Origin of the sequence: Xanthomonas cannabis pv. cannabis (assembly GCF_000802365.1) — a bacterium.
Lineage (GTDB): Bacteria > Pseudomonadota > Gammaproteobacteria > Xanthomonadales > Xanthomonadaceae > Xanthomonas > Xanthomonas cannabis.
Map to the genome: position 1 here is coordinate 1 of NZ_JSZE01000005.1, position 12,500 is coordinate 12,500.

Sequence of the window (12,500 nt, forward strand, 5' to 3'; positions counted from 1 at the left end):
GCGGCCAGGGGGACATCGCACAGATCGGTTGGCTCCGGCAGCGCGTCGGCCAGCCCCAGGGCCCACTGCAACACGGCCAGGCTCTCGTAGCGCCAGCCAAAGTTGGCGAGCTGCTGCGGCTCCGGTGCGGCTTGGGCAAAAAAGGCGCGCTCCTGCGGCGACAGCGCCGCCCCCACGCCGGGCAGGCGGGTGTCCATATCGTCCAACGCAGGTGGCGTATCGCCGGCGGCCAGCATCTCCGCGCGCAAGGCCACCGCAAACAACGCCAGCATGCGCTGCGTCACCACCGCGGCATCGCGCACCCGCGCTTCTGCCTCGCCAGGCACCGGTGGCAGGCTGGGTGGCACGCGAATGCCTTGCGTGGCCAGCTGCGTTAGTTGCTGCGCGCGCCGCTGCAAGGCATCCGGTGGATACGGCACCTGCGCCTGCTCGTCGATCGCCGGCTCGCCCTGGCTGATCAGCACCCGCCCGTACGGGTCGCGCACGCTGCCGTCGGCCAGGAAACACACCGCATTGGCTTGCTCGGTCCACTGCGCCAGCGCACCGAACGCCGCATCGTCGACCTCGAAGGTGAAGTGCTGGCGCACCCGCTGCACATGCCGCATCAGGTGATAGCGCGGCTGGGTCATCTGGCCGTCGCCGGCCTGACTCACGTAGCCGACGAACCCGTGCAGATGCGTGGCCAATTCCGGATCGGCGTGGTCGCGGTGCTGCACGGCGGCGCGCGGCAGGAAATCCGGCCACAACGGCTCGCGCAGCGTGGAATAGGCGTTGACCAGCAATGGCATGCGAGTGTCCTTGTTGGGCGACGGACACAACGACGGCGCTCATCGCCAGGCAGGTGCGGTGCGGCGTCGCTGCGCCGCTCGTCCACCGAAGCGCCTGCGCGCCGTCCCCGCTGCGCTGACGACGGTTTGTGCTGCGTTGTGTCGGCCGCGTTCAGCGGTGAGAGTCGCCGCCAGGGTGCCGCAGGCCTGCCCGGCTGTCCATGTCGGCCGGAGCGAGCGCGATCGTGTAATACAGCACCGGATGGTCCTCCTGGCTCAACACGCGCAGGCCTTGCCGCTGCAATCCGAGTTTTTCCAGTGCGCGAATCGAATCGGCATTGCCCGGCGACACGATCGCGCACAGCTGCGACAACCCCAGCACATCGCGCGCATGGGCGAGCACCGCGCGCCCGGCTTCGTCCACATAGCCCTTGCCGCGATACGCAGGCAACAACGCAAAACCGAGATGCGGCACCGGCAAGGTCTCGCGGCACAACAAGCCCAACGTGCCGATAAACGCGGCATCCTCACGCGTTTCCATTGCCCAGTGCGCGAACCCATACCGCGCGTGGTGCGCCTGCGCCCATTCGCACAGATGTGCTCGCGCCTGCTCGCGGGTGCGGATACCTCGGTCGTTGATGCCGGCGATAAATCCGGGGTCGTTGACCAGCGCCAACATCGCATCGGCATCGCGCTCGGGGTCGAGCAGACGCAAGCGCAGACGCGGGGTTTCGATCACGACGGTCACGGCGCACTCCGGCATCGGGGGAAACCAGACTGCCGTGCCGCCGCGGCACTGGCAAGCGATGCAATGCGTGCTGCGGGTTGCGGTGCAACCGCGCACCACGCGTCAGTCGAACAAGGCCTGGATCGCGGCCAACCCCGCGCTGGCGCGCTCCTTCTTGCGCTCGGCATCGGCCACCGGGTCGGCACCGTCGCGCTGCAATTCCTCGGCCGGAATCTCGTCGAAGAACCGGCTCGGCTTGAGCCGCACATGCTCGCCGAACTTGCGTGTCAGCTTGCTATGGCTCATCCACAACTGTTCCTTGGCGCGGGTGATACCCACATACAACAAGCGGCGTTCTTCCTGCAGATTGCCTTCTTCCAGGCTTACTTCGTGCGGCAGCACACCGTCCTCGCAGCCGACGATGAACACGTAGCGGAATTCCAGCCCCTTGGACGCATGCATGGTCATCATGCGTACCTGGTTGCCGCCATCGTCCTTGTCGTTGCGCGACAACAACGCCAGCTGCGCGGCCAGGTCGCTGGCACTCGCACCGCGCGGACCACCTTCGAACCACTCGGCCAGTTCGTCCAGATTGCGCTTGCGGCGCTGGAAGCCGGTTTCGTCCTTGGACTGGTTGCGCAGATCGTTGAGCAGGCCAGACTTGTCGGCCAGCATGCGCACCAGTTCCCCCGCTGGCAGCCTGGTCGACTGCTCGCGCATCTCACGCAGGATGTCGGTGAACGCACTCAGGCCGTTGGCCGCACGCGGCGGCAGATGCTGCAACGCGCCCATCGACTCGGCCGCGCGCGACATCGGCACCGACTTGCCGCTGGCCAGTTCCGCCAGGCGCGCCAGCGAGGTGGCACCCACTTCGCGCTTGGGCGATTGCACCGCACGCAAAAACGCCGCGTCATCGTCGGGGTTGACGATCAGGCGCAGCCACGACAGCAGGTCCTTGACCTCCTGTCGCTCCAGAAATGCGGTCCCACCCGTCAGGTGGTACGGCACGCGCAGCAGCTGCAAGGCTTTTTCCAGCGGCCGCGATTGGAAATTGCCACGGAACAGGATGCAGAAATCGCTCCACGGCACCTGCTTGGCCGTGCCCAGGAACGAAATCTCGGCCGCGACCTTTTCCGCTTCGTGCTCGCTGTCGCGGCACTCCCACACGCGGATGCGCTCGCCGTCGGCCTGGTCGCTCCACAATGTCTTCAAGTGCTCGTGCGGGTTATGCGCGATCAACGCATTGGCCGCGCGCAGCACGCGGTTGGAACAACGGTAGTTCTGCTCCAGCTTGATGATTTCCAGCGCCGGATAATCGCGCGCCATCTGCTGCAGGTTTTCCGGGTTGGCGCCGCGCCAGGCGTAGATGCTCTGGTCGTCGTCGCCCACGCAGGTGAAGTTGCCGCGCGGCCCGGCCAGCATCTTGAGCAGCCGGTACTGCGCATCGTTGGTGTCCTGGCACTCGTCCACCAGCAGGTAGCCGATGCGCTCGCGCCAGCCCAGCACGATTTCTTCATTGGCTTCCAGGATCTGCACCGGCAGGCGGATCAGGTCATCGAAATCCACCGCATTGAAAGTAGTCAGCCGCGCCTGGTAGCGCTCATACAAGCTAGCGGCTTCTTTCTCGCGGTTGCTGCGTGCCGCCGCCATCGCCTGTTCCGGCGACAGGCCGGCATTCTTGGCGCGCGAGATCAGGTTCTTGGCATCTTCGATCGCATCGGGCTTGGCGCCATGCATCAGGTCCTTGATCTGGGCGGCGGCATCGTCCGAATCGAAGATCGAAAAGCCGCGCTTCAACCCGGCCGCCGCATGCTCGATCTGCAGGAACTTCAGCCCCAGCGCATGGAAGGTACAGATGGTCAGCCCATCGGCGCCATCGCCGCGGATGCGCTTGGCCACACGCTCGCGCATTTCCTTGGCCGACTTGTTGGTGAAGGTGATCGCCGCGATACGCTTGGCCGGATAGCGGCCGGTGGCGATCAGGTGGGCAATCTTCTCCACGATCACGCGCGTCTTGCCGCTGCCGGCACCGGCCAGCACCAACAAGGGACCTTCGCAGTGCAGCACTGCAGCGCTTTGCGGGGGATTGAGACCGTGCATAGGAGCTTCCGACAGAGCGCGCCATTGTACCGGGGCGGCCTGCCGCTGGCCGGCGCGACGGGTTCATCTGGCCAGGCAGGCGCGTGTTCGCGCTGCGCCAGCGATGCAGGCCGCGCAGCGCGGCGTTGAAGCTGGGCAGTGCTCAGGCTCCGGCAATGGCCATGTGGCAGCACGCGCCCCGCAATCAGCCGCCCGGCCCGGTAAAATCGACCGATGGCCAAGCTCTACTTCTACTATTCGGCGATGAATGCCGGCAAGACCACCACCTTGCTGCAGTCGGCGCACAACTACCGCGAGCGCGGCATGCGCACGCTGATCCTCACCCCCAAGCTCGACCACCGCGCCGGCAGCGGCGTGGTCGCCTCGCGGATCGGCCTGCGCGCGGATGGGCGTATCTTCGAGCGCGACACGGAGTTGCAACAGCTGGTCGAACGCGACATCCACAACGACGGCGCGTTGCACTGCGTGCTGGTGGACGAAGCGCAATTCCTCAGCCGGGCACAGGTCTGGCAGCTGAGCGAAGTGGTCGACCGCCTGCGCATCCCGGTGCTGTGCTACGGCCTGCGCACCGACTTTCGCGGCGAGCTGTTCGAAGGCAGCCAGTTCCTGCTGGCCTGGGCCGATGAGTTGGAAGAGATCAAGACCATCTGCCATAGCGGCAGCAAGGCCACCATGACCGTGCGCGTGGATGCGCAAGGGCATGCCGTGCAGGATGGCCCGCAGGTGGAGATCGGCGGCAACGAACGCTATGTGTCGGTCAGCCGCGCCGAGTTCAAGAAGATCATGCGCGGCGAAGGCCGCATCGACCCGCTGCAGATCGCCCTGCCGCTGCCGTCTACGCAGACGTAGGCGAGGGCTGACCTCGACGCTTCGGCCCTCCTTGGAAGGATCGACGCCGGAGTGGCAACAGCGATCGATTCCAGCGCGTGCAACGCCCTCACTGTGCCGCCCACGCAACCAGCGCGGCACAGCCGCTTGCGAGCAGCTGTGGCATTGTGCGACGTCCCAAACGGCCCTCTGATTCAGCGTCGCCACTGGCGGCACACAGGTTAGTCGCCAAGTTTCCACCGGTGGATGTGTGCCCGGTCAACACCATCCGTCCTGGTCGACCTATAGGTTCCCTCTGCACCGCTAGACCTGTTCGGGCATGGGCCCGTTGCGGCATCGTCCACGCCCGCCGACAGGCGTATTGTTGGGCGCGTGACGCCGCACCGTTGCGTACAACCAGGCCCATCCGCAGTCCTGTAGACTGCGCTCCATCTACTGTCGGGAGGCACCCATGGATTCGCTTCCTGCCGAGTTACGCGCCGATATCGCGCGGGTGGGCCGGCTATCGTCGGTTCCCGATGTCCTGAGCATCCTGACGCGACTCACCGGCATGGGGTTTGCTGCCGTGGCGCGGGTGACCGAAGCGCGCTGGATCACCTGCCAGGTACGCGACGACCTGTCCTTCGGCCTGCTGCCCGGCGACGAGCTACCGCTGGCGACCACCTTCTGCGACAGCGTGCGGGTCAAGGGCAATGCCGTGTGGTTCGGGCATGCCTCGGACGACCCGGTCTACCGCGACCACCCGTCGCCGCGCCTGTATGGCTTTGAAAGCTATGTCTCGGTGCCGATCCGCTTCGACGATGGCAGCGTGTTCGGCACCTTGTGTGCACTGGATCCGCTGCCACGCGCGATGGACCAGCAACTGGTCGAGAAGGTCGAATTGCTCGCGCAACTGCTGGCCGCGCAGATCCAGGCCGAACAGCGCGCCGAAGAAAGCGCGCAGGAATCGCGCCGCGCACGCAGCGAACTGGGCCGCGCCGGCGCCTCGGCACGATTGCGCGAAGAGTTCATCGGCATTCTCGGCCACGACCTGCGCAACCCGCTGCAATCCATGCACGCGGTGGTGGACATGCTGTCCATCGACCAGCTCAGCCAGCGCCAGGGCGGGGCCATCCGCTCGATGCAGCGCAGCCTGCAGCGCATGGAAGAACTGATCGATTTCGCCTGTGATTTTGCCCGCGGCATCGAACGCGACTGGCTGCAGCTGGACTACGGCAACGGCAGCGACCTGCTCGACGCACTATCGCAGGTCGTGGACGAAACCCGCGCCGCGTATCCCAACCAGGTGCTGTCCACGCATGTGGCGATCGACGAGCCGGTGCATGGCGATGCGGTGCGCCTGGCGCAGATGTTCGGCAGCATGATGATCAACGCGGTGGTGCAAGGTCAGCAGAGTTCGCTGATCAAGGCGGTCGCCGTCACCGAGCAGGGCCGGCTCCGCATCGAGGTCTGCAACCTCGATGGCATCGACCCGCGCCGGCTGGATGTCCTGCATGCCTCCACCCATGTGCACAGCGCCGGCCGGCCAGCGCCGGAAGTGGACCTGGGCCTGCATATGGCCGCGCAGATTGCACAGGCGCATCAGGGCGAGCTGCGCATCACCAGCGGCAAGAGCGGCACCTGCTTCCGCGTGGAGCTGTCCTGCGCCCGCCCACGCGCACGCATGCAGCTGGTCAAGGAATGACGTCGGCCTGAGCTTGCCGGCCGACATTGCGCTTGCTCGCAGCGTGATCCAACCCGCGTGCCGAGCAACCTAGCTCGCTCATCTGCCAATCGCCAGCCGCGCCCAGCAGCGGTCGGCGCGTGGCCGGTGCCGCATGCACGCGATGCATGCCATCCATGCCACGCACGTCGGCGCAGGTATGTCGCCGATGGCTGCGCCGGCAACGGGTGCATACCTGTTCGGGCGAGCTGTCATGGTCATGGCGCGGCTGACCGCTTCCGTACAGGTGCGGGCCTGCAGCCCGGGGATCAAAGACGACATGCCGGCAGCGGCACCCCGCCATCCAGGCATGCCGTGCATGCCGGCCCTGGCAGCGCCGGCATGCACGGCGCGTCGCCTACCCTCAGTAGAGCTTGCGCTCGCTCGCCGGCGGCGGCGTCCATTGGTAAAGCCAGGTTTCGGTGAGCGGCTTGCCGTTGGCGCGCAGATACAGGCGGATATCGATCTGCTGGGTACCTTCGTCCGGCGGCACCAGATCGAACATCGCCCGATAGCCCTTGAGCTCATGCAGCGGCCGCGCCGACACGATCTCGGTAGTGCCGCGCGACACCTGGATCACCGCCTCGACCTTGGTCTTGGCGTCCTTGACCAGGCCAGGCAACTCGCCACCGGCGAAGTCCACCGCAAACCGCCAGGAGAAATGACTGCGCTTCTGCCCGACAATGCCGCCCAGACCGGTACGCGTCGCCACGCAGTGCGCCAACGGCGAACTGGCCGGCGGCTGCGCGCCCCAATACAGGCGGTAGCCCATCAACAGTTCCTGCCCCGGCTGCGGCTTGGCCTGCGGGTTCCAGAACGCCACGATATTGTCGAAGGTCTCATCCACGGTCGGGATCTCGACCAGTTGCACCGAGCCCTTGCCCCAACCGCTCTTGGGTTCCACCCACAGACACGGGCGCTTCTCGTAAAACACCCCGTCGTCCTGGTAATGGTCGAAGTTGCGGTCGCGCTGCAGCAGCCCGAACCCGCGCGGGTTCTCGTCGACAAACATGTTGAAGCGCAGCTGCGGCGGGTTGCACAACGGGCGCCAGATCCATTCGCCGCCACCGGTCCACATCGCCAGGCCATCGGTATCGTGGATTTCCGGGCGCCAGTCCCAGTCCATGCGGTTATCGTTTTCGCCAACCTGGTACATGCTGGTGCACGGCCCGATCCCCAGCCGCTCGATCGCCTTGCGCGGGTACAGCGCACTGTCGATGTCCATCACCAGCACCTCGCCATTGGTGATGGCAAAGCGGTAGGCGCCGGCGACGCTGGGCGAGTCCAGCAGGCCGTAGACCACCACGGTGTTCGAATCGTCGGCGGGCTGCTCGAGGTAGTAGGCAATGAAGTCCGGAAACTCCTCCGGGCCACCGGTACCGGTGTCGATAGCCAAACCACGGGCCGACTGCCCGTACTGGCCTTCCTTGCCCACCGCGCGGAAATAGCTCGCCCCCAGAAACGCCGAAAAATCGCGGTCGGTGTCCTTGCGGGTATTGAGCCGGAAGCCGGCAAAGCCCAGATCCTTGGGCAATTGCTTGCCGCCCAGCCCGCTGCTGCCGTAATCGAACGCAGCCGGGTCATAGGCCAATTGCTGCGCCTTGCCATCGACGATGTCGTAGATGTGCACCGGGGTGTGGAAGTACAGTCCCAGATGGAAGAACTTCGCCTGGAACTTGCCGTTGCCGTCGGCCCATAGCGCATGGTCCTGACGGTAGCGGATCGACTGATACTGATCCCAGTTCAATGCCTCCAGCGGGCCTGGCAGGATCTGCTTGTGACTCTTGTACGGCGCGGCGGCCAGCGCACGCGCCTGCCCCTTGAGCCACGCATAGTCGAACGGCTGCGCCTGACCCAACCGACGCAACCCCACGGCCTTGGCAGCCAATGCCCACTGCGGCACTGCCGGTAAACCGAGCGCAGCCAGAGCGGCGGCAGCATTCTTCAGGAAATGGCGTCGTTGCATGCGCATCGATCTGATCAGGGAATGGGCGACATCATAGCCACAGCCTGACGTGGACGCGCATACCGGACTCAACGCGCTGCGGCTTCCGCTACGCAGGCGTGCTCCAGCGCCAGCTCCTTCGCCTTGCTGCACAGAAACTGCCGCTGTGCCTGCTCCTCGTCCGGCCCGGTGTACTGCAGCAAGCTCCACTGCTCCATGGCCTGCATTTGCGCACCCGGCGCCAGCTGGCGGTAAGGCGCATGCACTTCCATTTCCAGCAGGCCATCTGCCACATGCCGCGCTGGAGCATCCAGATACAACTCCACCTGTCCCTGCTCAGGATGGATGGCCGCCAGTGGCTCATGCGCAAAGCGAATGACCAGCACCTGCGCACCGGCAAATCCCGCCATCCAGCCTGCCGATGGCTGCAGCAACAGCTTGCCACGCTGGATCAGCCCGTCTTCGCGCGCGTCCGCGCGCAGAACAAGAAGGCCGGCACGGTGCTGGTAGGCCGGCGGTACCGTACCGGCCTCACTCGGCGGCTGCACGCGGATATCGGTAGCCGCTGCCACCGGCACGAACACACGGGTGCTTGCTGCAACGCGCGTGTTGAACCATAGATCCCAGGCAACCGCGTGCTTGCGGATATTGCGTGCAGCAGCATGCACCTCGACCGTGTCCGCACGCGTGCAGGACAGCGCGATGCGCTTGGTCAGCTGCACCCCCGTTACCGGACTGGGCACGCCTTCCAACGTCAGCTGGCCCGCATCACGCGCGGCCACACGCGTGGTGGCCAATGACAGATATGGATCAGGCGGCCATATCGCGGCCGCGGCCTTGCGCTCGGGATTGACCTGCTGGTGCAGCCACCACTGGCTCTGCGGCCCCACCCAAACGTCATGACCCAGATACGGAACATCACCCGACCGCGCCGACACCTCAGCCACGGGTGAGCGGTCCACGGCGCGACCGATCTTCAACACACTGGGCTGCCCGCGCAGCTGAAACGACAGGATGCGTCCGCCAAAGGACGGCGTTGCACTCAGCTGCACTACATCGTTGCTCAGCTGGATGCGCTGCGTGGCAACTGCCTGTTCTTTTGCGGGCTCATCGGCATGTGTGCCACTGACGCACAGCACGGCCAACGCAGTGACAACAACCTGCGATAGGCGCAGAGACGGTGAGGCGGGCATGCAGCACTTCCAGATGCAGGACACAGGGATTGTGGCGCGGTGTCGCGCTGGAAACTAGCGGCACGGCGTTCGCCGCTGTGGAGCGGTGACGCAATGGTCTGTGACCAGCCGTTGAGTCCTCATGACATGGCGCCGCCGCTGTAGAAAGCCTGGACGGGCTGGAAGCGAACTTCCGCGACAAGGTGCGCGGGTTGGATACCGGCGCGCTGAAAAACTCCAGACTTTCTCGCACGATTCGCGGTGACGGGCTCGCTTCAGTCGCCCGCAATACCCGCGCCTTGCTTATCGCTGACAGCTCCCACACCACACGGTCGCGCGTTGCCCGACAGTGGCATGTTTCAATGCACGCCCGCACTGCTTGCAGGGCTCACCTTCGCGCCCGTACACCGTCAATTCCTGCTCGAAATAGCCGGGTGCGCCATCGGGGCTGATAAAGTCCCGTAGCGTGGTCCCGCCGCGCCTGATCGCGTAGTCGAGAATATCCTTTACGGCGGCAACCAGGCCGCGATACCGGTCAAGCGAGACCTTTCCGGCTTCACGCAATGGGCTGATGCCTGCACGATGCAGGCTCTCGGCGGCATAAATATTCCCGACGCCAACCACCACCGCCTGATCCATCAAGAATGTCTTGACCGCCGCGCGGCGACCTCGCGAGAGCGCATAAAGATAATCGGCAGTAAATGCCTCCGATAATGGCTCGGGACCGAGTGCGGCAAGCAATTCATGCGTTTGTGCATCGGTTTGCCACAACAGACAACCAAACCGACGCGGGTCGTTGAAACGCAGGACGCGCCCATTCTGCAGGCTGATATCCACATGATCGTGCGCGCGCGGCAGGGTGTCGCCCGGCAACACACGCAGGCTCCCCGACATGCCAAGATGCAGCAACGCGCTGCCACCTGCATCGGTATCCACCAGCAGATATTTCGCACGTCTCCGTACCTGCGTGATGGTGGCTCCAGGCAACAGGCGCTCGATCTGCTCGGCAATCGGCCACCGCAAATCCGGACGGCGCAGGATCACGCCATGGATGCGTTGCCCAACCAGGTGTGGCGCAAGCCCACGCATGGTCGTTTCGACTTCGGGCAGCTCAGGCATGAGGTTTCCAGATCAATCGGTCAGGCACCGGCAGACACCGATATGGAGGTCTGACTGCCGAAAAGCAATCAAGTGCAAACAAGCGCTGCATTGATCCAGGCGCGATGCCCGACGTCGCTTAGCGGCGCCTTTCAACATCAGCCGCTTTGGTGCCCGTGGAGGCGGCTGTTGCTGTTTCTTAGCGGAAGTCGCGCACCGGACGAAGCATCGTAGATGCGTATCAGCGTGCTGCCATTGCCGCTGTCTGAGGGGTGGCCTGGCCGAAGAGGCAGCGTGCCGTATGCGCGGAGGAGAAGATGCGCAGGCAATCAGGCGTCCGTTGGACGCTGCGGGCGGCGTCGACTTGCTGGCTCACATGTCGCAGCTGCCGCAGTGCGCTACAAACGGAGGTTGTGCCTACCCCCCGGGCAAAAAAGAAACCCTCAGTCCTGTTGGACTGAGGGTTTCGGGTAAAGCCCCTGGCGATGACCTACTCTCGCATGGCTTGAGCCACACTACCATCGGCGCAGCTGCGTTTCACTTCCGAGTTCGGGATGGGATCGGGTGGTTCCACAGCGCTAATTTCACCAGGGAGACGGTTGGAGCGTCGCCATCCAAGAAACGGATTAAGGCGCCCAGTCTCGCATAGTTAACTTGTGACGTAGCTTGCATTTGATGATCTACCAACGTTCGTTGGGACCAAGGCAACTTGAGGTTATATGGTCAAGCCGCACGGATCATTAGTATCAGTTAGCTCAATACATTGCTGTACTTACACACCTGACCTATCAACCACGTAGTCTACATGGTTCCTTTAGGGGGCTTGTGCCCCGGGAAGTCTCATCTTGAGGCGCGCTTCCCGCTTAGATGCTTTCAGCGGTTATCGCTTCCGAACATAGCTACCCGGCAATGCCACTGGCGTGACAACCGGAACACCAGAGGTTCGTCCACTCCGGTCCTCTCGTACTAGGAGCAGCCCCTCTCAAACTTCCAACGCCCATGGCAGATAGGGACCGAACTGTCTCACGACGTTCTGAACCCAGCTCGCGTACCACTTTAAATGGCGAACAGCCATACCCTTGGGACCGACTACAGCCCCAGGATGTGATGAGCCGACATCGAGGTGCCAAACACCGCCGTCGATATGAACTCTTGGGCGGTATCAGCCTGTTATCCCCGGAGTACCTTTTATCCGTTGAGCGATGGCCCTTCCATACAGAACCACCGGATCACTAAGACCTACTTTCGTACCTGCTTGATCCGTCGATCTTGCAGTCAAGCACGCTTATGCCTTTGCACACAGTGCGCGATGTCCGACCGCGCTGAGCGTACCTTCGTGCTCCTCCGTTACTCTTTAGGAGGAGACCGCCCCAGTCAAACTACCCACCATACACGGTCCCTGATCCGGATAACGGACCTAGGTTAGAACGTCAAGCACGACAGGGTGGTATTTCAAGGATGGCTCCACTGCAGCTAGCGCCACAGTTTCATAGCCTCCCACCTATCCTACACAGACGAACTCAACGTTCAGTGTAAAGCTATAGTAAAGGTTCACGGGGTCTTTCCGTCTTGCCACGGGAACGCTGCATCTTCACAGCGATTTCAATTTCACTGAGTCTCGGGTGGAGACAGCGCCGCTGTCGTTACGCCATTCGTGCAGGTCGGAACTTACCCGACAAGGAATTTCGCTACCTTAGGACCGTTATAGTTACGGCCGCCGTTTACTGGGGCTTCGATCAAGAGCTTCGCCTTGCGGCTGACCCCATCAATTAACCTTCCAGCACCGGGCAGGCGTCACACCCTATACGTCCACTTTCGTGTTTGCAGAGTGCTGTGTTTTTGATAAACAGTCGCAGCGGCCTGGTTTCTGCGACCCTCTTCAGCTATAGCTCGCATGAGCCACCAAAAAGGGTGCACCTTCTCCCGAAGTTACGGTGCCATGTTGCCTAGTTCCTTCACCCGAGTTCTCTCAAGCGCCTGAGAATTCTCATCCTACCCACCTGTGTCGGTTTACGGTACGGTCTTCGTGAGCTGAAGCTTAGGAGCTTTTCCTGGAAGCGTGGTATCAGTGACTTCGCCATAAAGGCTCGTCTCGGTGCTCGGTCTTAAAGAATCCCGGATTTGCCAAAGATTCAAACCTACCGCCTTTCCCCGGGACAAC

General features: G+C 63.6%; 8 protein-coding genes, 2 rRNA genes and 1 pseudogene (1 of these 11 running past the window's edge). 3 read left to right on the plus strand and 8 right to left on the minus strand.

The features are described 5' to 3' along the window. From OZ10_RS01115 to rep, 3 genes are all read right to left on the minus strand, one after another. Positions 1 to 788: DUF4272 domain-containing protein (locus OZ10_RS01115; protein WP_039563741.1), on the minus strand; the 788-nt coding region annotated here is incomplete at its 3' end. Between the two features lie 151 nt (positions 789 to 939). Beyond that, positions 940 to 1,530: a GNAT family N-acetyltransferase gene (locus OZ10_RS01120; protein WP_039413578.1), complete on the minus strand. Its 591-nt coding sequence runs from the start codon at positions 1,528 to 1,530 to the stop codon at positions 940 to 942. A gap of 87 nt (positions 1,531 to 1,617) precedes the next feature. Continuing rightward, on the minus strand, positions 1,618 to 3,594 hold the full coding sequence (gene rep, locus OZ10_RS01125) for a DNA helicase Rep (protein WP_039413575.1): 1,977 nt from the start codon (positions 3,592 to 3,594) through the stop codon (positions 1,618 to 1,620). 213 nt (positions 3,595 to 3,807) lie between these two features. Between rep and OZ10_RS01130 the strand changes: the two genes are divergently transcribed. Together OZ10_RS01130 and OZ10_RS01135 are read left to right on the plus strand one after the other, a co-directional pair. After that, a complete protein-coding gene (locus OZ10_RS01130; RefSeq protein ID WP_039413572.1) occupies positions 3,808 to 4,443 on the plus strand; it encodes a thymidine kinase in 636 nt (211 codons plus the stop codon). Positions 4,444 to 4,873: 430 nt separating this feature from the next. Next, on the plus strand, positions 4,874 to 6,106 hold the full coding sequence (locus OZ10_RS01135; RefSeq protein ID WP_039563716.1) for a GAF domain-containing sensor histidine kinase: 1,233 nt from the start codon (positions 4,874 to 4,876) through the stop codon (positions 6,104 to 6,106). Between the two features lie 382 nt (positions 6,107 to 6,488). Here OZ10_RS01135 and OZ10_RS01140 read toward each other — a convergent pair whose 3' ends face one another. Continuing rightward, positions 6,489 to 8,090, minus strand: a complete 1,602-nt coding sequence (locus tag OZ10_RS01140; protein ID WP_039563742.1) for an OpgD/OpgG family glucan biosynthesis protein — start codon at positions 8,088 to 8,090, stop codon at positions 6,489 to 6,491. 68 nt (positions 8,091 to 8,158) lie between these two features. Next, on the minus strand, positions 8,159 to 9,262 hold the full coding sequence (locus OZ10_RS01145) for a DUF4380 domain-containing protein (RefSeq protein WP_039563718.1): 1,104 nt from the start codon (positions 9,260 to 9,262) through the stop codon (positions 8,159 to 8,161). A 140-nt stretch (positions 9,263 to 9,402) separates the two neighbouring features. On the opposite strand from OZ10_RS01145, the pseudogene OZ10_RS23100 reads away from it, so the two are divergent. After that, positions 9,403 to 9,498: pseudogene (locus OZ10_RS23100) on the plus strand (LysR family transcriptional regulator); the annotation flags it as partial. Positions 9,499 to 9,544: 46 nt separating this feature from the next. Here OZ10_RS23100 and mutM read toward each other — a convergent pair. The 3 genes from mutM to OZ10_RS01160 all read right to left on the minus strand — a co-directional run. After that, positions 9,545 to 10,360, minus strand: a complete 816-nt coding sequence (mutM, locus tag OZ10_RS01150; RefSeq protein WP_039563719.1) for a bifunctional DNA-formamidopyrimidine glycosylase/DNA-(apurinic or apyrimidinic site) lyase — start codon at positions 10,358 to 10,360, stop codon at positions 9,545 to 9,547. 456 nt (positions 10,361 to 10,816) lie between these two features. Then, a 5S ribosomal RNA gene (gene rrf, locus OZ10_RS01155) occupies positions 10,817 to 10,931 on the minus strand. Between the two features lie 127 nt (positions 10,932 to 11,058). Then, a 23S ribosomal RNA gene (locus OZ10_RS01160) occupies positions 11,059 to 12,500 on the minus strand; it runs 1,439 nt beyond the window's last position.